This is a genomic window from Rheinheimera lutimaris (assembly GCF_013283795.1).
Lineage (GTDB): Bacteria > Pseudomonadota > Gammaproteobacteria > Enterobacterales > Alteromonadaceae > Alishewanella > Alishewanella lutimaris.
This window is the reverse complement of the sequence record NZ_JABSOD010000008.1, coordinates 153,486-177,048: the sequence shown is the minus strand read 5'-3', so window position 1 is coordinate 177,048 and position 23,563 is coordinate 153,486. Positions and strand designations below refer to the sequence as shown.

The window sequence follows — 23,563 nt, the reverse complement described above, 5'->3', positions numbered from 1 at the left end:
ACGGATGGGAGATACAAAGATGAAAAGACAATCAGGTTTCACCTTAATAGAGCTGATTATCGTAGTGATTATTCTCGGTTTATTAGCTGCTACTGCTTTACCACGCTTTTTAAATGTTACTGCCCAGGCTGAAGATGCCTCGCTGCAGGGGATTGCCGGCGGCTTTGCTTCAGCGGTAGGTTTAGTGCGGGCGCAATGGGAAGTTGCAGGCCGTCCGGCAGGTACAGCCGGGGTTGCCACCGTTAACTATGATGGTGTTAATGTTGGTGTGGACAGTAATTTTGGCTACCCTACAGGAAGCGGTACCGTAGCATCTGTGGTCGGTAGCGTAACTGCAGCTGAATGCATAGCGGCATTTCAGAGTATTTTTCAAAGCCCACCAACAGCTAATACAACGTTCAACGTAAACGACAGTATTTTTGTGCGTTATGCCGCCCCCGTGTGTGAATTCCACCAAACGGCTGGTTTAACGGCAGCACCGGCAGCGGGAATATTATCGACCAATGGTTTTACCTATAACCCGCAAACCGGTCAGGTAGCTATTTTCTTAAATAAACCGTAATCCAAAGGCAGTAATATGAAACGTAACCAAGGTTTTACATTAATTGAATTAATTATTGTTATCGTTATTCTGGGCATTTTGGCGGTAACAGCAGCACCACGCTTTTTTAACTTTGCCGGTGATGCCCGCGTTAGTGTGGTAAACGGTTTAAAAGGCGCAGTGCAGGGTGGCGCACAAACTATTTATGCTAAAGCAGCTATTGAAGGCATATTAGGTGACTCAGGCACAACATCAGCAAATGCAGGTGCGGTTGATGTGGTTTATGGCTATCCGGCCGCTACGGCAAACGGTATTCTAAAAGCAGTAACTTTAGATGCGGAAGCATTGGCTGCAGGCGCGCAGAGTAAAGATTGGGTGTTTTTTCCGGGCACCGGCACCATTCATATTGCCCAAGGCTCTTTTATCACCGGCTCAGCTGCGCCGGCGTTAACTGACATTACCGGTAAAAACTGCTTTCTGCAGTACACCAACGCTACTAATGCAAATACACCACCTGTCATTAATGTGGTTACCTCTGGTTGTGATAACTAAGTTTGCCAGCTAATTAGTTTGCGCTGCATGTTGTGCAGCGCCGGGTGTTAGCCCCGCTGGCGGTATTATGCTGTTGGCGGGGTTGCTGTTAAAGGGGCCGTTTATGCGTAACAGGCTTAACTTTCGCGGATACACGCTAATTGAGCTGATCGTTGTCATCGTAATACTGGCGGTAATCAGCGTCAGCATAGCGCCGCGTTTTTTTACTGCCGGCGGCACCTCCGAATATCTATATCAGGATCAATTGCTGAACTTGCTGCGCCGTGTGCAAATTCAGGCTATGCAGTGCACCGATTGCATCACGCCCGTGGTTAATATCTCTGCTTCTTCTGCCGTTATCGGCTCTGCCGCTTGTAATGATGCCGATAGCACCGCGCTGTTATGTGTTGCAGCGCGCGATGCGGTAACCCTGGCACCGGCCGGCAGTATCAGCTTTGATAACCTGGGCCGTCCGGCTTGCAGTGCCGGCAGTTGTACTATCGTGTTGCAGGGGCAAACTACACTTAATGTGTGTATTGAAAGCGAAGGCTATATTCACCCATGCTAAAACGCAGCCGCGGTGTAACCTTAATTGAATTAATTGCCGGCATAGTGGTGCTGGGCATCAGCCTGGCCATTATTACCTCGGTGCTGGGGCCTGTGTTGTTAAAAAGTGCTGATCCCTGGCATCAGGTACGCGCAGCAGAGCTGGGCCAGAGTCTGATGAATGAAATTTTCGGCAAGGCTTTTGATCAGCAATCCAGCCGCAGCGGCAGTTTATTGCGCTGCGATGAAGCCGGCGCCAAACCCTGTACGCCGGCCCCTGAGCTTGGCCCGGAATGCCGCAACGGCGCGCCGCTTTGCGCCCCGGCACAGCGCGAGCAGCGCGAACATTACAACGACGTAGACGACTTTCATAATTTAGATGTCAGCGGCGACGAAATTAACAGTATTTTCGGCAGCGCTGATACACGCCTGCAGAACATATACCGCGCCTATCGGGTGCAGGTACAGGTAAGTTACGTGTCGGCGCAAACTAAGCGTATTCAATTGCGCATTACTACGCCAACCGGCGATGTTATCGAGTTTGCTGCACTGCGGGGTAACTGGTAATGCGCGCGCGCGGTTTTACTTTGGTAGAGTTGGTTATCAGCCTGGTGATACTGGCTATTCTGGCGGTGGCGGTAAGCAATTACCTTGGCCTGGGCGCCAGAATGTATGCCGATGTGGCAGAGCGCGAGCAAATTCTCGGCCAAAGCCGCTTTGTCGCCGAGCGGTTGGTGCGGGAGCTGCGTAACGCCGCGCCAAACAGTGTGCGGGTGAATGACGTTGCCGGGCTAAGCAGCTGTATTGAATTTATCCCGGTAGCCGCCAGCGGTGTCTACCGCCGCTTGCCGGTAGCGCCGCAAAGCAGCAATGAGTTGCAACTGGAGTTATTTAACTGGAATAACAGCTTGCTGGCGCAACAGCTTATTGTGTATCCCACTACGCCGGCACATTATTATGCCGCCAGCGACAGGCGACTGTCACTGCAAGGCGCTTCGGTAACGAATGCGGCGGCGATAACCAACCCGGAACAAGGTGCCAGCGTGCAGTTAGCGTTGGCAACAGCCTATAGCTTTGCTACCGACTCGCCGGAACGGCGCTTTTATATTTTGCAAACCAGTGTCAGTTATTGTGCCCGTGACGGTGAGATCCGTCGTTTGGTCGGCTATGACTTTTCTGCCGGCAATCCGCCGGCCGGTGCCGGGGTGTTAATGGCGCAGCAGGTAAAAAGTGCGTTGTTTCAGGTGCAGCCAGCGGTATTAACCCGCAATGCGGTGGTTAATATGTTTTTGCAGTTTGGCAGTGATAGCAGTTCAGATATGTTTTTTAACTACGAGGTGCACCTGCCCAATGTACCTTAATTATCAAGCGCAGCGCGGCAGTGCGCTGGTGATTGCCGTTTTTGTCATTGTAGTGATGTTGGCGCTGGCGCTGAGTATGGCGCGTTTGCTCAGTAGCAGCAGCGAAACCGTAGTATATGAAGTGCAGGGCAACCGCAGTTTATTTGCTGCGCAAAGCGCGCTGGAGTTGGCGCTGACAGAGTTGTTCCCGCTTAATAGCAGCACCACCGGTTGTGGAGCCGTAAGCGCGGGCCATACGTTTACTGATGCCGGTCTGCAGGGTTGCAGCGCCACCGTGAGCTGCCGCGCTTATACCGCAACTGCACCCGCTGCGGTGCCGCTGTATCAGCTTAGCAGCACAGCAAATTGCGTCGCCGGCGGTTTTCTTACCCGTCGCACTGTGCAAATAGAGGTAAAACAATGAGGTATATGGCTCGGTTTTTGTTGATGCTGAGTATGCAGTGCTCACTGTTTTACAGCAGTATCAGCTTTGCTGAAACGTTGCAGGCGCACTGGCAAATGGATGAGGCGCAGTGGAATGGCCGAAGCGGCGAAGTTATTGATAGCTCAGGTTTTAATAACAACGGCACAGCAATTAACGGTTTATCTACCAGCGAAGGTTTTGTATGCCGTGCCGGCTGGTTTCGCGGTGAGGGCTACAACGCCGCTCCGAATAACGCCTACTATCAAGCACGGTATTATGTTGCTGTGCCGGACAATAATAGTTTGTCACCATTAACGGATGGTGCTGAAGCCGCAATGACTATCAGCGGTTGGTTTAGGATGGATCAGTCGGGTGGTACTTTGTTGCACAAAGGACAAGGAGGTAGCAGCCAGGAGTATCGAGTGTTTATTGAGCGAAACAACCTGAAACTTACTGTGTGGAATCGTTATGGAGGCTCTGAAACCTTAACGCTGAATTATGGTCTGAGCACCGGACAATGGTATTATTTTAATGCGGTTGCAGAGAGGTTTAACCTCTTCAACTTAGCTCGTCTGACACTTCGCTTATATCGCAGCGGCAATGATTCTTTGCTAGCGTCGAACAGCAGCCTGCCTTTTATAGATCAAACTGACAAAATTACTGATGGTGATCTTATTATTGGTGCCGTAAGTTATGGTGGTACGCCAACAAACTTCTTTAATGGTCTGATTGATGAGCTGAAAGTGTATTCCGGCTTATTGAGTAATGCGCAGATCCTTGCCGAAAAAAATGCCACCAGACTATGCTTGGGGGAGGCGCAATGTCTGACCGATGATTTCAATACTGGTTTATCACCGGATAACTGGGTAACCAGTCGTAGCAGCGGCAGCTTTACGCCGCAGGTTGTTGGCGGCCGGCTACGGATGACGGAAGCGGTGGGTAACCAAGCAACGTCGGCGACTTATCAGCGGCTTTATCCGGCAGCTAATAATCTTGTAGTGGTCGAATTCGATTACTACGCCTGGTCAAGTCAGGGGGGTACCGGCGCTGACGGTGTCGCAGTGATTTTATCCGATGCCAGTATTACACCGCAGCCAGGTGCTTTTGGCGGTTCACTTGGTTATGCCCAGAAAGGCGCTGGTACAGATTGTCCTAATTGTCCCGGCTTTGCCGGTGGTTGGCTGGGTATTGCCCTTGATGAGTACGGTAATTTTTCAAGGGCCACTGAAGGGCGAGTCGGCGGTCCCGGGTTTCGGCCTCAGTCGGTTTCGATACGTGGTTCGGCTGCTGGTAATTACCAGTATTTAACCGGCACTGGCGCTAACCTTGATCCGCGTATTGATGTGCGAGGTACCACCACTGCTGCGCCACGTCATCGTTACCGTATTACGGTTGACTCGCGTGTTGCTGGTCAGGCATTGGTGTCAGTGCAACGCAAAACAGGCAGCGACTTTACCGACGTTATTCCAGAATTCAATGCGCTGGCATTTGCCGGTCAGGCACCGGTACCTGAGAATTTCTTCTTATCATTTACCGGCTCAACCGGAGGCTCCAATAATAATCACGAGCTGGATAACCTGAGTATCTGTGCCTTGCGTTCCGCGCCGGTCGGCCAGCAAATTGATCACTTTGAGTTTGACTACAGCGGCCGCGCGCTGACCTGTAATCCGGAAACCTTTACCGTACGCGCCTGTAAAAATGCCGCCTGCACGGAATTGGTTACCGAAGCGGTAACAGCTAATTTAAGCCCGGCCACAATAGCTAACGGCGGCTGGCTTGGCGGTAATGTGATTAATTTCAGCGGCGGCAGTACCACTGTTGCTTTACGTCGCAGTGTAGTCGGCAGCATCACTATTGGCGTTAGCGGCTCTGTACCCACCACGCGGCCGCTTAGCCAAACACTGTGTCGCGCCGGCAGTGGTGCGCTAACTACAGCGGCCTGTAGCATTAGCTTTGCCGACAGCGGCCTGGTGTTTGACGTGCCGGACGGTATCGCCAACCAACAAACGCAGAATATTGTACTGAGTGCGGTGCGTAAAGATGACAACAGCCAGCAGTGTGTGCCGCAGTTTGCCAATGTCAGCAGAGATGTGGCGTTCTGGAGCGACTATATTGACCCGGGGGCCGGCAGGCCGGTGTCCTGGCCGGTGCAGATAAACAATACCGACGTGGGCCTTACCGAGGCGACGCAACAAAGTCTTAGCCTGAATTTTAATGCACAGGGCCAGGCCAGTTTTGACCTCAATTATGCTGATGCCGGTCAGGTGCAACTAAATGCCCGTTACACCGGGTCGGCAAAAACGCAAGACAATGGCCTGGTAATGAACGGTGCCGACCAGTTTAAGCGCCGACCGGCCGGGCTGTGTATCCAAACCGGCGGTGAATGCGCTGCTGCGGACGCCAGCTGCGGGGTGTTTCGTCGCGCCGCTGAGAATTTTGATTTAACTATCAGCGCCCGCGCTTTTGCGCAGGGCAGTACAGATATTTGCCAAAACCCCGTTACACCTAACTTTAGCCTGAATAATATTGCGGTTACGCACCAGTTGCTGGCGCCGGTCAATGGTACGGCCGGTAGTATAGCGGTAAGCCAATACCAGCACCAACGTGCAGCTAATTCGGCCAACATCATTACGCAAAGTGTATCTGAGGTGGGTGTGTTCCGGTTTAGCACGCCGGCGCTGAACTATCTGGGGATGGCGGATACTATTCCTGCGGCTGGCAGTGCACCGACCGGGCGTTTTATTCCGCAGCGCTTTGCCCTTAACGCCGGCAGTGCTATTGCAGCATGCGCCAGCTTTACCTATTTCGGCCAGCAAGGCTTTAGCACGGCTTTTACCTTGCAGGCGCTGAATGCGGCCGGCGCGGTAACACAAAATTACCGCGATGCTTTTGCCAGGCTGGACGTGTCAGTATGGCGCGATGATACCGCAGAAGAGGGCATGCGCTACAGTGCGCCGGACTTACCCGCCGGCTCGGTGCTGGGCGAGGGCGCAATAAGCCCGCTGGGCAGTTGGCAAAACGGTGTGGCGCAAATGACAGTATCGCACTATGTCAGCCGGCCACCGCTGCCGGCAGCGCCACTGGATTTAACCGTATATGCCAGGCCGACAGATGCTGACGGTGTATCAACAGATATCAGCGCCTTAAACAGCGACCCCACGACATTACGCTATGGCCGCCTGGGCATGCAAAACCTGGCCGGGCCGGAAGATGAACCGCTACCGCTGGTATTTGCCGCCGAATATTGGGACGGCAATGACTTTTTGCTAAATACATTGGATAGTTGCACGTTAATCAGCAACAGTTCAGCTTTACTCACTACAATCAGCGGCTCGCCTGAGCTTAGTCTGATTGGTAACAGCGGCCTGATGCAGTCGGGCAGTTTGCCGGGGCAGGCATTATGGCTTAGCCCAACGGGCGCAGCGGGGTTTTGGCAGGTAGAGTATACCGCGGCGCCCTGGTTGCAATATTACTGGCGCGGGGCCACACCAAACTATCAGCAAAACCCTTCAGCAGAGGTCATGTTTGGTCGCTTTAGAGGTAATCCACGGCAAATTTCCTGGCGTGAACTGTTTCAGTAAACGCTAATCTTACTGCAGTGCCCTGTTACTTTGGCATAACAGCGAGATAAATGCGGCGGGGGCTTGGTTTAATTGCACAAAAATGTAAGATAAAGCTATTCACTTATCGGGGAGTTACTTAGAATAACTCTCGCTATGTTTATCAACGCTGCTATGCTAAGGCGAAGTAGTGCCGGGTGCTCGTGCGACACCCGGGTTTATAAGGATCCGGTTCTTTCATGTTTAATAAATTACGTGGCCTCTTTTCAAACGACTTATCTATCGATTTGGGTACAGCAAATACTCTGATTTACGTAAAAGATCAGGGCATAGTGCTGAATGAACCCTCCGTAGTGGCTATTCGTCAGGAACGCGCTGGCGGGCCCAAAAGTGTCGCCGCGGTTGGCCATGCAGCAAAACGCATGTTAGGCCGTACCCCGGGCAATATTAAAGCCATCCGGCCCATGAAAGACGGCGTTATTGCCGACTTTTATGTTACCGAGAAAATGCTGCAGCATTTTATCCGCCAGGCGCACAGCAACAGCTTCTTACGTCCCAGCCCGCGCGTGTTGGTATGCGTGCCGTGCGGTTCTACCCAGGTAGAGCGCCGTGCTATTCGCGAATCAGCGCAAGGTGCCGGTGCCCGTGAAGTGTATTTAATTGATGAGCCTATGGCAGCCGCTATCGGCGCCGGCTTGCCGGTATCAGAAGCAACCGGCTCTATGGTGGTAGATATCGGTGGTGGTACTACCGAAGTGGCCATTATCTCGTTAAACGGTGTGGTGTATTCCTCTTCTGTACGTATTGGTGGTGACAAATTTGATGACGCCATCGTCAACTATATTCGCCGCAACTACGGCATCTTAATTGGTGAAGCGACCGCAGAGCGTATTAAGACCGAAATTGGTTCGGCTTACCCCAGCGATGACGTACTGGAAATTGAAGTACGTGGCCGCAACCTGGCGGAAGGCGTACCACGCAGCTTTACCATGACCAGCAATGAAATTTTAGAAGCGCTGCAAGAACCGCTGGCGGGCATCGTCAGTGCAGTAATGGTCGCGCTGGAGCAATCACCACCGGAGCTGGCATCAGATATTTCTGAGCGCGGTATGGTATTAACCGGCGGTGGCGCACTGTTGCGTGACCTTGACCGGTTACTGATGGAAGAAACCGGTATTCCGGTGGTCGTTGCTGATGATCCGTTAACCTGTGTCGCCCGTGGTGGCGGTAAAGCACTGGAGATGATTGATATGCACGGTGGTGATGTGTTCAGTTATGACTAACTGAACCTGTCTGCTGTGTCTGCACCTGTATGAATCAGATTTATAGTCGGGGCCCGTCATTGCCACTGCGGTTGTTTTTAGCCGTGGTGTGCAGTGCTGGCCTGATGTTTCTTGACCGCTACACCGACAGCTCTACACAATTGCGCAGTTATCTTACTGCCGCCGTCAGCCCGTTGTTTTATGTTGCCAGTTTGCCGGAAACGCTGTTCTCCGGAGCGTCAGCACAATTTATGTCGCAACAAGCTGTGTTGGAAGAAAACGCCAGGTTAAAAGAAACCTTGCTGCAGCAAAGCGGCCAGTTACAGCTATTGCGGTTTTTACAGCAGGAAAATGAAAAGCTGCGCGCCCTACTGGGTTCGTCTTCTGTTATTGCCGGTGAGCGGCTGGTGGCAGAAGTCCTGGCCGTGTATAGCCATCCGTTCAGCCACCAGGTGGTGTTGAACAAAGGCAGCAGTGACGGTGTTACTGAACATCAACCGGTTATAGATGACCAGGGCGTGGTCGGTCAGATTGTTAGTGTCGGCCCTACCAGCAGCCGGGCACTGTTAATTTCAGATAATACTCATGCGCTGGCCGTAAGGGCCGAGCGCACCGGGGTGCGTGCTATTGTTGAAGGCTTGGGGCAATGGGACGTGTTACGGGTAATGCACTTACCGCACAGCGCCGACATTCGCGAGGGCGACCGCTTGCTGACATCCGGGCTGGATGGCCGTTTCCCGGAGGGTTATCCGGTAGCGCGGGTGGTCAGAATCAGTCAGGATGCCAGCCAACCGTTTATGTTGGTCTATGCTGAGCCTTATGCCCAACTCGATCGCATTCGCCATGTGCTGCTGCTGTCCGATAGCCGGCAGCTTCCGGCGGTGCAAACCACTGAGGAGCAGCCCTGATGCGCAAACCTCAAGGTACAGCGTTTATTTACCTGTCGATATTTGTCGGCTTGCTGCTTACGGTAATGCCGTTGCCGCAACTGGTAAAATTAGCCCGACCGGATTGGGCGTTGCTGGTGCTGATGTACTGGACCATGGCGCTGCCGCAGCGCGTTAGTATCGGCATTGCCTTTTTCACCGGCTTTGTGGTCGATGTGCTGGTTGGCACCGTTTTGGGGGTAAATGCGCTGGCCTTTGCTGTAGTTATTTTTGTGGTGGCGCTGCATCATCTTAAAATCCGTAACTTTTCTATCGTACAGCAATCGTTGTTACTGGGCTTATTGCTGGCGCTGTATCAATTGCTTTTATTCTGGCTCAGCCACTTCTTAACCGGGGTGTATTTTTTGCCGCAGTATTTGTGGCCGGTGCTGACCGGTATGCTGGTGTGGCCCTGGGTATTCTGGCTACTACGGCGTTACCGGCGACAGTTAAAAATCCAATGAGTTCTTTGTAATGAGCTACCCCGATATCGTTTTAGCGTCTGCTTCGCCACGCCGGCGTGAACTGCTGGCCCAACTGGGTGTGTCGTTCAGCCTTATCAGCGCCGATATTGATGAAACCCCGCAGCACAATGAAGCCGCTGCCGACTATGTGCAGCGGTTGGCCCTGCAAAAAGCCCGTGCCGGCCAGGCCATGTCACAAACGTCCTTACCGGTGCTGGGTGCCGATACCGTGGTGGTAGCCGACGGTGAAATTCTGGGTAAGCCGGCTGATTTTGCTGAGTTTGCCCGCACTATGCAGTTGTTGTCAGGCCGTTGCCATCAAGTCATGACGGCTATCGCACTGGTGAATGCTGAACGCCAACTGCAACAACTGGTCAGTACTGAAGTCTGTTTTCGCCCGCTTAACGCCGCAGAGATTGCGGCTTACTGGCACAGCGGTGAGCCACAGGACAAAGCCGGCGGTTACGGTATTCAGGGGCTGGCGGCAAAGTTTGTCCGGCGAATTAACGGTAGCTACACTGCAGTGGTGGGTTTGCCACTGTGTGAAACCGAACAACTATTATTACAGTGGCAGGAGCAGCTATGAGCGCAGAACTACTACTGAATGTAACACCAAGTGAAACCCGGGTGGCACTGATAGAAAACGGTGTATTGCAGGAATTGCATATCGAGCGTCAGGCCAAACTGGGGTTGGTGGGCAATATGTATGTCGGTAAAGTCAGCCGTGTATTGCCCGGCATGCAAGCTGCTTTTGTAGATATTGGCCTGGATAAAGCCGCGTTTTTACATGCCTCAGACATAGTGCAGCCCGACAGCGCTGCCGAGCTTGAGGGTAAGCCGGCAGTAAGCAAAGATATCCGCGTGTTGGTGCGTGAAGGCCAGTTTTTACTGGTGCAGGTGGTTAAAGATCCCCTGGGCACCAAGGGCGCGCGTTTAACTACCGACATTACCCTGCCGTCGCGTTATCTGGTGTTTATGCCGGGTTCACCGCATGTCGGGGTGTCACAGCGGCTGGAAAGCGACAGCGAGCGGCAGCGGCTGAAAGATATTGTCAGCCATTACCTGGACGACAGCGGTGGCTTTATCGTGCGCACCGCGGCCGAGGGAGCAAAGGAAGAAGAGTTGGCGCAAGACGCGAAATTCCTGAAAAAACTCTGGGCCAAAATAGTAAAGCGCAAACAAAAAACCCGCAAAGAGGGTGTGGTATACGAAGATTTAACTCTGACTTACCGTATTCTGCGTGATTTTGTCGGTACAGAGTTAGAGCGGGTGCGGGTTGACTCCAAACTTACCTATCAGCAACTGACGGCATTTTGTGAAGAGTTTATTCCGCATTTATCGCCGCTGTTAGAATATTACCCGGGCGAACGGCCGATTTTCGACATGTTTGATGTGGAAAACGAAATTCAGCGCGCGTTAGAGCGTAAAGTGCCGCTGAAAAGCGGTGGCTATCTGATCATCGACCAAACCGAAGCCATGACCACCATAGACGTCAATACCGGCGCCTTTGTCGGCCACCGCAATTTGGAAGAAACCATCTTTAATACCAATGCTGAGGCCACGCAGGCCATAGCCCGACAGCTCAGGCTGCGTAATCTGGGCGGCATTATTATTATCGACTTTATCGATATGCAAAGCAGCGAGCATAAAAAGCGTGTGTTTCACAGTTTAGAGTTGGCGTTGGCCCGCGACCGGGCAAAAACCAATATTCATGGCTTCTCGGCACTGGGGCTGGTTGAGATGACGCGCAAAAGAACCCGCGAAAGTTTGGAACATATTCTCTGTTCTGAGTGTCCTGTATGTGAGGGGCGCGGTAGTTTAAAAACGGTAGAAACGGTGTGTTTTGAAGTGCTGCGTGAAATTGTACGGGTAAACCGCGCTTATGCTGCTGATAAGTTTGTGGTTTATGTATCGCCGGCGGTAAAAGATGCGCTGACCAACGATGAGTTTCATAATCTGGCTGAATTGCAGGTGTTTATCGGTAAGCAAATCAGTATTCATACCGAACCTCTGTATACCCAGGAGCAATTTGACGTGGTGATGATGTAGTGCAAGGCACAAAGCGGGTTTGTTTTTATTGCTTACATAAACTCTGGCTGGCGTTAGCGCTGACGCTGGTGTTGCTTGCTGTGCTTATTTCCGTACTACGTTACAGCCTGCCGTATGCCGATGGCTACAAACAGCACATTGAACAACTGATTTATAACCGCTATGGCGCCGATGTCAGCATTGGTCAGCTCAGTGCCGGCTGGCAGAAATACGGCCCGGCCTTACTGCTCAAAGATGTACAGCTGCATGACGAGCAGCAACAACTGCAATTGAGCATTGCCCAAACCAGCGTCCGGCTGGATTTTTGGCGCAGCTTACTCAACCGTCAACTTACTGCACAGCATTTTGAACTCAGCGGCCTGAAATACTATATCGACGCCGACAGGTTGCTGCAGGCAGGGCAAAATGCCCCGCTGGATGCCGCGCCGGTGCTGGATGCGCTGGAAACGTTGTTTTTTCGCCAGTTGGCGTACTTTTCGGTGGTCGATAGTCAGCTGATCCTGCAAAACGACAACAACCCTGATTTCAGCATCATGATTAAGCAGCTGGATTGGGCCAACAGCGGTAACCGTCACCAGGGCTATGGCGACTTGTCGCTGGCCGGTGTTACTGCCAATACCGTGTCTTTTGTGCTGGATTTATACGGCGACAGCCTGGCGCAGGCATTCGGCCAGTTGTATTTACAAAGCGAACAGCTGGATGTGTTGCCATTGTTCGGCAAGTTATTACCGCCCAGCCGTAAGCTGGACCAGGCCAGCATTAACTTCGCCGCCTGGGGCCGGATAGATAAAGGCTTATTGCAACGCATCCAGGTCGAATTAGCGGACAACAGTCTGAGCTGGCAACACCAGGGGCAGCAGCACAGCCTGCAATTGGGGCAGGGCCAACTGCTATGGCAGCCGGCTGAGCAGGGCTGGTCAATGCAGTCAGGTGACTTAACGCTCAGCACCGCCACACAAAGCTGGCCGGGCTTGCAGTTTCAGCTGCACCGCCAGCACAACCAGTGGCAGGCAGGGCTGAATCAGTTTGCGCTGGCGGCTTTGTCGCCGTTGGCACAGCTGCTGGCTGAGGATATCGCGCCGTTGCAACAGTTAATGCAATATCAACCCAATGCGACGCTAACGCAGTTGCAATGGCACAGCGATGACGGGCAATGGCAATTTAGCGGCGATATTAATGCGCTCAGCAGTGAGCCGGTAGCTGATGTGCCGGGTTTGCAGCAGGTCAACGGTGACTTTGTTATCGGGGCCGAATTGGCGCGGCTGCGATTGCACAGCGAGAAGTCGCAGCTCAGCTGGGATAAACTGTTTAATGTGGCGACCGGGTATGACGAGCTGGCCGCAACCCTGTATTGGCAGGCTGGCACGGCAGACCGGCACTGGCGTTTAACTGCGCCACAGTTACAGTTAAAAGCCGGTGCCATGCAACTGGATGCCAGCCTGCAACTGGACGACAGCTTGCAGATATTAGCCAAACTGCAGCAGGCTGATGCCAGCCAGGCCGGACGTTTCTTCCCTGCACCTTATATGCTGGACAAAGTACGCGCTTATTTAGATCAGGCCATTGTCGCCGGCACCGTGGCTGAGGCTACTGTACTGTGGCACGGCAAGCCGGCCGACTTTCCTTATCGTGAACACCAGGGCGTGTTTCAGGTGCAGGCACAATTGGAGGACAGTCAGTTTGAGTTTGCACCGGAGTGGCCCCAGCTTAGCGGCTTAAGCGCTGAATTGCTGTTTGATAATGCCAATATGCAAATCCATACCCGCGCAGGCGAGCTGGCCGGTATCGCTTTGCATCAGACGGTCAGCGCTGAAATTCCTGACTTATTTGCTGCCGATACGCTGGATATCCGCATCAATCAAACGGTGGAAGCGTCAGCTTTGACCCAACTGATGCTGCAATCACCGCTGGCGGATAACCTGGGTAAAACCCTGCAGCACCTCGGCGCTACCGGGCAAGTGCATGGTGATGTATTGCTGGCCGTGGGCCTGAAGCAGCCGACTGTACAAGCCATTGGCACTGTGACCTTTGACGACACTGAACTGGCCCTGGCGGCGCCGGCGATGCAGCTGAGCCGGCTACAAGGTAAATTGACATTCGACAATGAGCAGATCAAAGCCGACAGCCTGAAGCTGCATTGGCGCGGTTTGCCGCTTAATGCGGCGCTGCAGGGCGAAAACAGTGCGCAGGGTTATCAGTTAGCCCTGCAGTTAACCGGCCGGCATCAGGCGCAGCAGTTAGCGCAGGCGCTGCATCAACCGCTGCAGCCATTGGTAGAGGGGGCAACAGACTGGCAGTTAAACCTGGCGCTTAACCTGCCGCAAAGCGGTTTTACTTACCAGGCTGAGCTAGTCAGCGATCTGCAGCAGACGGCGTTGTTATTACCGGCACCCTACGGCAAAACCGGTGCTGACCGGCGCAAGCTCAATGTCACCGCCAACGGTAATGAGCAACGCTCGCTATTGGCGCTACATTATAACGACCAGTTGCATTTTCATGCCGAGCTGTCGCATGAACAGCAGCGTTTAAGCCGTGCTCATCTGGTATTGGCTGAGACAGACATCGGGCTGAACAGCAACGGCTTTAACGTCAGCATTGATTTGCCGCAGGCAGAGTTTTTGCCGTGGTTTGAGCTGCTACAACAGCAACTGAGCGACAGTGCTGAGACTGAACAGCCGTTTTTTCCGCAGCTGAGCCTGGTGCGGGGCAAAGTGGCCAGGCTGGATATGGCGCCGGGTATAGTACTGAACAATACTGTGTTTGAATTAACCACTCTGCCCGATAGCTGGCAACTGCAACTTAACGGCACTGAAATTGCCAGCCGTTGGTCGTTCAGCAAAGACTGGCAGGGCAAGGGGATCAGTGCTGCACTGGATTATCTGCACTTGCCGCTGACCAACGCGGTGCTTAATACCGATGAATTGCCGCAAACCGTGGCAGAAGTAATACAGCATCCACAGCGCTGGTTGTTGCAGTTGCCACCACTGCAGTTAACCTGTGGCGATTGTTCGGTGGGTAATTACCGTTTTGGTAAAGTAAATGCCAAAGCGCAAAGCACTGCAGAGCAATGGCAGCTAAATGAATTCAGCGCCGACTACAAACGCAGCCGCTTAACGGCCAGCGGCAGTTGGCAAAACGACAGCAACAGTGCCGGCCGCAGCCAATTTAGCGGCCGGCTGCAAACCGCTAATCTGGGCGCCATGCTCGATGAGTTTCAGCTTACATCAGCGATATCCGGCAGCAGTGCCGATATTGATTTTGACCTGAACTGGCCCGGTGCACCACAGCAGTTCGCGCCGGACGAATTGGCCGGCAAGGTGAAATTTGCTTTAGGTGAAGGCTCACTTACTGAGGTCAGCGACCAGGGCTCGCGCTTGTTCTCTATTTTCAGCCTCGACTCATTACTGCGAAAATTGCGGCTGGATTTTCGTGATGTGTTTGCCAAAGGGTTTTTCTACAACAGCATGAGCGGCAATCTGGCGATTACACAAGGTGTGGCGCAAACCAGCGATGCCGCCATTGACGGTGTGCCCGGCAACTTACAAATTCAGGGCTATGCCGATTTAGTCGGTAAAGAGCTGGATTACCAAATGGCGTTCTCACCTAAGGTGACCTCCAGTTTGCCGGTGATCATTGCCTGGATGGTTAACCCGGCAACCGGGTTGGCCGCACTGGCGCTGGATGAAGTGTTTCAAAGCGCTGAGGTTATCTCGAAAATCAATTTCACCGTTACCGGCAGTTTCGACAAGCCGGTGGTAACCGAAGTAAACCGTCACAGCACCGAAGTGCCGGTGCCGGTGCGGGTAGCGCAGCCGGAAGCCATTATTAACCTGCCCGCAGCAGATCAACCGCAAGGGAAACAACCGCATGGCTAACTGGCGGCTGTCTGCCATCCAGCTTAGCAGCGTACCGCAGCCGGAGCAAAATCTGGCGCAAGTGGCTGAGTATTTACAGCAACTTTGTGCCGGCGTCGATAATACCTTACCGCATTTGGTGGCATTGCCGGAATGCTTTGCTGTGTTTGGCGGGCGTGACGGTTTGCAACTGCAGTATAAGGCTGCATTGGGGCAGGGCGTTATTCAGCAGGGCTGCGCCGCGTTGGCAAAACAGTTTGGTGTGTATTTGCTGGCCGGCTCTTTGCCCACCGCCAGCAAGGATCCACAGCGCTTTAGCGCCAGCAGCATAGTGTTCGCGCCTGACGGCAGCATAGTGGCCGATTACCAAAAAATGCACCTGTTTGATGTAGAGATCAGCGACAGCACCGGCAGCTACCGTGAGTCGGCCAGCACTTACGCCGGAGAAAAAATCAGCTTAGCCCATATCGACCGGTTAAAGCTTGGCTTGTCGATATGCTATGATGTGCGCTTTCCGGGCCTGATGCAGGCATTAGCGGCACAAGGCATGAATGTGCTTAGCGTACCGTCGGCTTTTACCAAAGTGACCGGCGCGGCGCACTGGCATACCTTGTTAAGGGCGCGGGCGATAGAAAACCAATGCTTTGTGCTGGCGCCAAACCAAACCGGGGTACATGCTAACGGCCGCGAAACATATGGCCACAGCCTGATCATCGATCCCTGGGGCTGCGTATTAGCCGATGCCGGCACGGCGCCGGGCTGGATATCAGCAGTAATAGATTTAACCGACTGCGTACAGCTTCAGCAAAAGATGCCGCTGGCGCACCATAACCGATTTAACAGTGAGCTCAAACCATGACTGCACCAGAGCAGAACCTGATCACCGCCTCCGGGCTGACCGCTGATGATTTACAGCAAACGCTGGGGTATTTATTTGATCATCAGCTGAATTTTGCCGATCTGTATTTTCAGTCCAGTGTGCACGAATCCTGGGTATTGGAAGATGGCCTGGTAAAAGACGGTTCGTTTAATATCGAGCGCGGCGTAGGCGTGCGGGCGATAAGCGGTGAAAAAACCGGCTTTGCCTATGCCGATACCATTAGTGCAGCAGCGTTAAAGCAAGCGGCAACGGCAGCGCGCGGCATTGCGGCGCAGGGCAGCAGTGGCAAAGTTAAAGCTTTCAGCAAAAGCGGCAACAGTGATATTTACCTGCCGTGTGAGCCGCTGCAAAGTTTAAGCAATACCGACAAAGTGGCGTTATTGCATCAGATTGAAGCCTATATCCGTACCCTGGACAACCGTGCCGAGCAGGTTATGGTGAGTTTATCCGGGGTATACGAAGAGATTTTAGTCGCCGCTACCGACGGTACCTTTGCCAGCGATATCCGGCCGTTAGTGCGGTTAAACTGTTCGGTATTGCTGCAACAGGGCGACCGGCGCGAGCGCGGCAGTGCCGGCGGCGGCGGGCGTACAGATTATTTATATTTCACTGAAACCGTGAACGGCGAGCCACGCTGGCAGCACTATGCCCGCGAAGCGGTGCGTCAGGCGCAGGTAAATTTAACCGCTATTGATGCGCCGGCCGGTACCATGCCGGTAGTGCTGGGCAGTGGCTGGCCCGGTGTGTTGCTGCATGAAGCGGTAGGCCATGGCCTGGAAGGTGATTTTAACCGTAAGGGCTCATCTACCTTTGCCGACCGTATTGGCGAGCAGGTCGCTTCTAAGCTGTGTACCATTGTTGATGACGGCACCTTAGCACACCGGCGTGGTTCGCTGAATATTGATGACGAAGGCGTACGTGGCCAATACAATGTGTTAATCGAAAACGGCATTTTAAAAGGTTACATTCAGGACAAACATAACGCCATGCTGATGAATGTCGACCCTACCGGCAACGGCCGGCGCGAGTCTTTTGCTCATTTGCCGATGCCGCGCATGACCAACACCTATATGTTGGCCGGCCAGCATGAGCCGGAAGAAATTATCGCCAGCGTGAAAAAAGGCATTTATGCGCCTAACTTTGGCGGTGGTCAGGTAGACATAACCTCGGGTAAATTTGTGTTTTCTGCCTCTGAAGCCTATTTAATTGAGAACGGTAAAATTACCACGCCGATTAAAGGCGCCACCCTTATTGGCAGCGGCCCTGAAGCCATGCAGCAGGTGTCGATGGTAGGCAACGATTTAGCGCTGGATGCCGGTGTCGGTGTCTGCGGTAAGCAGGGCCAGAGCGTACCGGTGGGCGTAGGCCAGCCGACACTGAAGCTGGATGCCATGACCGTAGGCGGCACGCAGTAAGGTGAGCTGCAGATATAAATTTTAGTGAGGGCAGCTTACTTTAAGCGAACCGTTGCAGGCCAGGATGGCCGAATCGAGCCTACAGGGATGTATTCACGGCGTGTTTGCGTAAGTAAGGTGCCCGGCTTGACACACAAATACAGTAAATAGAACAAATCACAGGGACATAACGCAAATGGCAGCATTTGGCACCGTATTTACCCCGGAGATGATCATCTCCCGTTTTAACAACAACAGCTGGAGCACGCCGGAAATTGTCGCAACCGACAGCATCAGCCTGCACCCAGGCGCGCATGTGCTGCATTATTCCAGCACCTGCTTTGAAGGCTTAAAAGCCTTTCGTCATGCCGACGGCGGTATTTATACCTTCCGCATGGAGAAAAACGTTGCCCGCTTAGCGCAAAGCAGCCAATTGCTGGCGCTGCCTGGCTTTGATAAAGCCATGTTAAGCAAGATGATTCTGGATATTGTCAGCCGCTATGCTGCCGATGTGCCGCAGCCTCCCGGCTCAATGTATATCCGGCCAACCCATATCGGTACTGAAGCATCAATTGGCAAAGCCGCGGCGCCAAGCCTGGAGTCTATGCTGTATGTGTTACTGTCACCGGTAGGCGACTATTTTGCCGGTGGTGCCAAACCGCTGCGCTTACTGCTGGAAGACAATGCCCGCTGTGCACCGCATATGGGCATGGTAAAAAGCGGTGGTAACTACGCCAGTGCGCTGCAGCCGATCATGAAAGCCCGCGCCAGCGTACAAGCCGACCAGGTGCTGTTTTGCCCGAACGGCGATGTACAGGAAACCGGTGCGGCAAACTTCCTGTTGATCGACGGTAATGAAATTATCACCAAAGCGCTGGACAGCTCGTTCCTGCACGGCATCACGCGTGATTCTATCTTAACCCTGGCCCGCGACCGCGGTATGACAGTATCTGAGCGCGAGCTTACGGTAGATGAGTTATTGGAGCGCGCCGCTAAGCCTGGCACTGAAGCCGCGTTATCCGGCACTGCAGCGGTATTAACCCCGGTGGGTACCTTAATTCACGGCGGCAAAGAATATCAGGTGGGTTCCGGTGTGGCCGGCGCTACTACCAATGCGCTGCGTCAGGCCTTAAATGATATTCAGTGGGGCAAAGCAGAAGATAAACACGGCTGGCTGACTAAGGTCTGCTAAGGCAGGCTACAACTCCGTTAGCGCAGCCACAGATATTTTCGCGTATAGCGAAGGCGGGTAAGAAATTCGTCGGGAACGAATTTCGTCAGCGTAGCTGGCCCGCCGGATGAGGGGCAGGATTGCCCCCGAATTTCGCTGTGGCGAGCATAACGGAAGTTGTTGCTGGCTTTAAAGTGAATTATTCTTCAATAATCAACGGTTTAATCAGCTGAAACAGCTCGCGGTAGGCTTTGGGCGGCTGCTGCCTTTCCTGCTCTTTCTTCGCATTGCGAATAAGCTGGCGCAGCTGCTGTACATCGGCTTCCGGATAGGCGGCTATAAAGTCGGTTAAGGTGTCGTCATTGGCCAGTAATTTATCGCGCCATTGCTCTACCTTATGGAATTGCCGTGTTGCTGCTTGGTTGGTGTTACGCAGTATGGCTAAGGCTTGCTCAATCGGCTCTAAATCGCGGGTACGCATTAAGCGGCCGATAAACTGGATATGCCGGCGCAGCGCTTCACGCTTGTTGCTCAGCTTGTCAGCTAATTGCAATGCATCGCGTAATTCATCGTCCAGCGGCACTCTGGCGCGTGAAGCGCCACTCAGTGCAACCAGCTCTTCGCCCAGCTTTTGTAACTCGTGCATTTCACGCTTTACCTGTGATTTACTCTTACCTTCTTCTTCATCCCAGGTATCGCCGTTTATAAAATCGGTCATGCTTGCTTCACTCTTAACAATAATGCGCTAAGTATACATGATAGTAGCGCGCAGCAGCAGCCAGCATAAGCAGACTATGATAAGCTTGTGGCAAATAATTTAGCTGAACAGACATTATGCAAGTAACTCAACCGACTATTTGGCAGGAAATTGACGAAGTAAAACACGCCGTAGCTGAAGTGCTGGCGCATGCGAAGCAATTGGGCGCCAGCAGTGCTGAGGCCTCTATGAGCCGCACTAAAGGTTTAAGCGTGGAAACGCGCCATGGTGAGGTAGAAACCGTCGAGTTTAATCAGGACGGTGGCCTGGGGATCAGTTTGTACTTTGGCCAGCGCAAAGGCTCAGCCTCTACAGCCGATTTAAGCCCCGACGCCCTGCGCCGCACGGTAGAAGCGGCGGCTGATATTGCCCGCTACACCTCAGAAGACCCGCATACCGGTTTGGCAGAAGCCGGCTGGTTAGAAATGTCGCCGCCGGATCTGGATTTATACTACCCCGAGAGTATCGGCACCGACGAAGCTATCCGCTTGTGTGCCGGCGCCGAAGAAGCGGCCTTTGCCACCGATAAGCGCATTACCAACTCCGAAGGCGCCTCGTTTTCGTCGCACACCGGGTTAAAGGTATACGGCAACAGCCATGGTCAGTTAGTCGGCCACCCGAGTTCACGCCACAGTTTCAGCTGTGTGGTAATAGGTGAAGATGGCGATGATATGCAACGCGACTACAGCTTTACCGTCGCACGGCGTTACAGCCAACTGCTGGATCCGAAACAAATTGGCCGCGAAGCCGCACTGGAAACCGTGGCCAGGTTAAATGCGCGTAAAATTGCTACGCAAAAAGTGCCGGTACTGTTTCGTGCCGACATTGCCAGCAGCCTGTTTGGCCATTTGGTGTCGGCCATCAGCGGCGGCAGCATTTACCGTAAATCCAGCTTTTTAATGGATAAGGTAGGCCAACAAATTATGGCACCGGGTATTACCATCCTCGAGCAGCCGCATATTAAGCAGGCGCTGGCCTCCAGCCCGTTTGACGGTGAGGGTGTAAAAACCCGCGATTTAGCCATAATAGAGCAGGGCGTATTAAACACCTACCTGACCACCAGCTACTCGGCGCGTAAGCTGGGTATGGCCAGTACCGGCCATGCCGGTGGTATTCATAACTGGCTGATACAGCACGGCGATGAAGACTTGCTGCAGCTGTGCCGCAGTATGGGTAAAGGCTTGCTGGTTACCGAACTGATGGGTCAGGGCGTCAATACCGTTACCGGCGATTACTCGCGCGGTGCAGCCGGTTTCTGGGTTGAGCACGGTGAAATTCAGTTTCCGGTGTCAGAAGTTACCATCGCCGGTAATTTAAAAGATATGTTTATGAATATCAGCGCCGTAGGCAACGACGTTGACCGTCGTGGCGGTGTATTAACCGGCTCAATATTAATCAGCCAAATGCAGGTCGCCGGCAGTTAATTAAGCAAGCGGCAATAAAAAGCCCCGCTAACTTAGCGGGGCTTTTTTGATGCATCAGCGGCAGGCGGCTAACTGGGTTGCTCACATCAACGCGCCGTAAATACATCCCTGTAGGCTCGATTATAAACTTCATCCATGAAGTTTATCCTTTCGGACCAGCGCAGCTGTTCAAATTCGCTCCCGGCGAATTTGTCAGGCATCCATGCCTTCAACGGTTGATTTAGGGTAAACCAATACCCGCCGGAATATTAATCTACTTTGGTTTTCAGGCCGCGGCGGATTAACAGTGCATCTGTAGTAGGCTCCTGACCACGGAAGGCTTTGTAAGACTCCATTGGCGGCCGTGAGTTACCCACAGACAGAATGTTTTTCCGGTAGTTCTGGCCGTTTTCCAGCTTTAAACCACCCTGCTGTTGCACATAAGCAAAGGCATCAGCAGCTAAAATTTCACTCCACATATAGGCATAGTAACCGGCAGAATAACCGCCACCCATAGAGTGTGAAAAGAAGGTTGATTTATAGCGCGGTGGTACCGCCGCTAAATCTACGCCGTGTTTTTTCAGTGCTGCTGCTTCAAACGCATTAACGTCCTGCAGTGGTTCATCGGCAGACAGTGAGTGCCATTCCATATCCAGCAAGGCTGCCGACATATACTCCAGCGTATCAAAGCCCTGGTTAAAGCTGCGTGAGTTCATTACTTTTTGCAGCAGTTCAGCCGGGATGGCTTCACCGGTTTGATAGTGCTTGGCGTAGTTAGCGATCACTTCCGGATGCGCGGCCCAGTCTTCCTCAAAGGTAGACGGAAACTCAACAAAGTCGCGCGATACTGAGGTACCGGCCAGGGTTGGGTATTTCACATCAGAGAACATGCCGTGTAAGCCATGGCCCAGTTCGTGGAACATAGTGGTCACGTTGTCATAGCTAACCAGCGTAGGTTCGCCGTCCGGTGCTTTAGGAATGTTCATCACGTTAACCACTACCGGCTTTTGTCCGGTTAAGTGCGACTGGCCAACGAACGAGCTCATCCAGGCTCCGCCGCGCTTACCTTCGCGGGCGAAGTAGTCGGCGTAGAAAATCGCCAGGCTGGTGCCGTCGGCATCAAACAGCTCATAGGCATCTACATCCGGATGGTAAGTCGGTAAATCCGGCCGTGGTTTAAAGGTAATGCCGTACAGACGGTTAAAGGTAAAAAACACACCGTCTTTTAATACGCGGTTAAACTCAAAGTACTGTTTAACTTCGTTTTCGTCCAGGTCAAACTTCGCCTGGCGCACAAACTCGGCATAGTATTCCCAGTCCCACGGTTGCAGCTCAAAATCACCGCCTTTCTCTTTAATCATCTGCTGAATGGCCGCAGCTTCCTTGTTAGTGTTGGCCACTACTGCCGGCACCATGCTGCCTAACATATCAAACACGGCTTGTGGCGTTTTCGCCATTTGGGCTTCCAGGCCATAGCTGGCCCAGTTGTCGTAGCCTAACAGTTTGGCGCGTTCAGCACGCAGCTGAGCCAAACGGGCTACCAGCGGGCGGTTGTCAGTTTCGCCGCTTTGCGCGCGGTTGGCAGAGGCTTCCCATACCCGCTTACGCAGCTCGCGGTTGCTCAGCTGTGCCAACACCGGCTGGCGCGTGGTATTGGTAATGCTTAACAGGTATTTGCCTTCGTGGCCGGCTTCTTTGGCTGCGTTGGCGGCCGCGGTAATTTGTGAGTCAGATAAACCGTCCAGTTCTTCTTTGGTATCAACCACTACGGCGATATTTTTGGTTTCAGCCAGCAGGTTCTGTGAGAACTGGTTGGTTAGTTTTGAGTGCTCTTCGTTCAGCGCGCGAATCGCGGTTTTTTGCTCTTCAGTAAGTTGAGCACCGGCGCGGACAAAGCGCTCGTAATACACTTCAATTAAGCGTACTGACTCGCTGTCCAGTTGCAGCTCGTTGCGTTGGTTATACAGGCTTTTAATCCGTGCAAACAGCTGTGGGTTTAAGTTGATATTGTCTGAGTGTGCGGCCATTTTCGGCGCCAGTTCAGACTGAATTTTACGTCGCTCAGGGTTAGAATTCGACCCCGCCAGGTTATAGAAAATGCGCGAAGCACGGGTAAGCAGCTCGCCGCTTTTTTCCAGTGCAACTAAGGTGTTGTCAAAGCTGGCCGGCTCCGGGTTATTGGCAATGGCCAGTACTTCAACCATATGCTGCTTCATGCCTTCTTCAAAAGCCGGCAGGAAATGCTCGTCTTTTATTTCATTGAAGTTTGGCGCTTCGTATTGCAGCATGCTTTTAACAAATAACGGATTAGTAGAAGTCACTTCAGTTACCGCGGCAGAGCCTTGTTGAGTAGTGGTTTGATTTGGCGCCGTATTATCTGAACAGGCGCTAAGCGCCAGCACGGCACTAACGGTGGTGGCTATCAGTGTTTTACGCATGAATATCTCCCTGGAAGATGTTA

General features: G+C 52.9%; 18 protein-coding genes and 1 pseudogene. 17 read left to right on the top strand and 2 right to left on the bottom strand.

Annotated features, from left to right (window positions below; translation table 11 throughout):
- Positions 1-19: 19 nt before the first annotated feature.
- The 16 genes and pseudogenes from HRH59_RS19460 to HRH59_RS10385 form a co-directional block, all read left to right on the top strand.
- Positions 20-562, top strand: a complete 543-nt coding sequence (locus HRH59_RS19460; protein WP_173501211.1) for a prepilin-type N-terminal cleavage/methylation domain-containing protein — start codon at positions 20-22, stop codon at positions 560-562.
- 15 nt (positions 563-577) lie between these two features.
- Entirely contained in the window at positions 578-1,093 is a 516-nt protein-coding gene (locus tag HRH59_RS19455; RefSeq protein ID WP_173501210.1) for a prepilin-type N-terminal cleavage/methylation domain-containing protein, read from the top strand.
- A gap of 103 nt (positions 1,094-1,196) precedes the next feature.
- On the top strand, positions 1,197-1,640 hold the full coding sequence (locus tag HRH59_RS10450; RefSeq protein WP_173501209.1) for a prepilin-type N-terminal cleavage/methylation domain-containing protein: 444 nt from the start codon (positions 1,197-1,199) through the stop codon (positions 1,638-1,640).
- Positions 1,634-2,185 (top strand): type IV pilus modification PilV family protein, encoded by a 552-nt coding sequence (locus HRH59_RS10445; protein WP_173501208.1) that lies wholly within the window; start codon positions 1,634-1,636, stop codon positions 2,183-2,185. The genes HRH59_RS10450 and HRH59_RS10445 overlap by 7 nt, the downstream gene beginning before the upstream one ends.
- Positions 2,185-2,979 carry a PilW family protein gene (locus HRH59_RS10440; protein WP_173501207.1) on the top strand — a complete coding sequence of 265 codons (795 nt, stop codon included), beginning with the start codon at positions 2,185-2,187 and terminating at the stop codon, positions 2,977-2,979. Before HRH59_RS10445 ends, HRH59_RS10440 begins: the two co-directional genes overlap by 1 nt.
- Complete coding sequence (locus tag HRH59_RS10435; protein ID WP_173501206.1) at positions 2,969-3,382, top strand: type II secretory pathway component; 414 nt, start codon at positions 2,969-2,971, stop codon at positions 3,380-3,382. Before HRH59_RS10440 ends, HRH59_RS10435 begins: the two co-directional genes overlap by 11 nt.
- A gap of 5 nt (positions 3,383-3,387) precedes the next feature.
- Complete coding sequence (locus HRH59_RS10430) at positions 3,388-6,963, top strand: DUF6701 domain-containing protein (RefSeq protein WP_173501205.1); 3,576 nt, start codon at positions 3,388-3,390, stop codon at positions 6,961-6,963.
- A 218-nt stretch (positions 6,964-7,181) separates the two neighbouring features.
- Positions 7,182-8,225, top strand: coding sequence for a rod shape-determining protein (locus tag HRH59_RS10425; protein ID WP_008219881.1), 1,044 nt, complete (start codon positions 7,182-7,184; stop codon positions 8,223-8,225).
- Positions 8,226-8,254: 29 nt separating this feature from the next.
- Positions 8,255-9,112: a rod shape-determining protein MreC gene (gene mreC / locus HRH59_RS10420; protein ID WP_173501204.1), complete on the top strand. Its 858-nt coding sequence runs from the start codon at positions 8,255-8,257 to the stop codon at positions 9,110-9,112.
- Complete coding sequence (gene mreD / locus HRH59_RS10415; protein ID WP_173501203.1) at positions 9,112-9,594, top strand: rod shape-determining protein MreD; 483 nt, start codon at positions 9,112-9,114, stop codon at positions 9,592-9,594. Before mreC ends, mreD begins: the two co-directional genes overlap by 1 nt.
- A 10-nt stretch (positions 9,595-9,604) precedes the next feature.
- A complete protein-coding gene (locus tag HRH59_RS10410; protein ID WP_173501202.1) occupies positions 9,605-10,180 on the top strand; it encodes a Maf family protein in 576 nt (191 codons plus the stop codon).
- Positions 10,177-11,643 (top strand): ribonuclease G, encoded by a 1,467-nt coding sequence (gene rng / locus HRH59_RS10405; protein WP_173501201.1) that lies wholly within the window; start codon positions 10,177-10,179, stop codon positions 11,641-11,643. The genes HRH59_RS10410 and rng overlap by 4 nt, the downstream gene beginning before the upstream one ends.
- Positions 11,643-15,518 (top strand): YhdP family protein, encoded by a 3,876-nt coding sequence (locus tag HRH59_RS10400; protein WP_173501200.1) that lies wholly within the window; start codon positions 11,643-11,645, stop codon positions 15,516-15,518. Before rng ends, HRH59_RS10400 begins: the two co-directional genes overlap by 1 nt.
- Positions 15,511-16,356 carry a carbon-nitrogen hydrolase family protein gene (locus HRH59_RS10395; RefSeq protein WP_173501199.1) on the top strand — a complete coding sequence of 282 codons (846 nt, stop codon included), beginning with the start codon at positions 15,511-15,513 and terminating at the stop codon, positions 16,354-16,356. Before HRH59_RS10400 ends, HRH59_RS10395 begins: the two co-directional genes overlap by 8 nt.
- Entirely contained in the window at positions 16,353-17,792 is a 1,440-nt protein-coding gene (tldD, locus tag HRH59_RS10390) for a metalloprotease TldD (RefSeq protein ID WP_173501198.1), read from the top strand. The genes HRH59_RS10395 and tldD overlap by 4 nt, the downstream gene beginning before the upstream one ends.
- Positions 17,793-17,943: 151 nt before the next feature.
- Positions 17,944-18,963, top strand: a pseudogene (locus tag HRH59_RS10385) (branched-chain amino acid aminotransferase); the annotation flags it as partial.
- 178 nt (positions 18,964-19,141) lie between these two features.
- On the opposite strand, the gene yjgA reads toward HRH59_RS10385, so the two are convergent.
- Positions 19,142-19,660 carry a ribosome biogenesis factor YjgA gene (gene yjgA, locus HRH59_RS10380; RefSeq protein WP_173501196.1) on the bottom strand — a complete coding sequence of 173 codons (519 nt, stop codon included), beginning with the start codon at positions 19,658-19,660 and terminating at the stop codon, positions 19,142-19,144.
- Positions 19,661-19,776: 116 nt separating this feature from the next.
- Here yjgA and pmbA point away from each other — a divergent pair, with 116 nt between their 5' ends.
- On the top strand, positions 19,777-21,123 hold the full coding sequence (pmbA, locus tag HRH59_RS10375; RefSeq protein WP_173501195.1) for a metalloprotease PmbA: 1,347 nt from the start codon (positions 19,777-19,779) through the stop codon (positions 21,121-21,123).
- 248 nt (positions 21,124-21,371) lie between these two features.
- Here pmbA and HRH59_RS10370 read toward each other — a convergent pair whose 3' ends face one another.
- Positions 21,372-23,540 carry a M3 family metallopeptidase gene (locus HRH59_RS10370; RefSeq protein ID WP_173501194.1) on the bottom strand — a complete coding sequence of 723 codons (2,169 nt, stop codon included), beginning with the start codon at positions 23,538-23,540 and terminating at the stop codon, positions 21,372-21,374.
- Between the last annotated feature and the right edge of the window lie 23 nt (positions 23,541-23,563).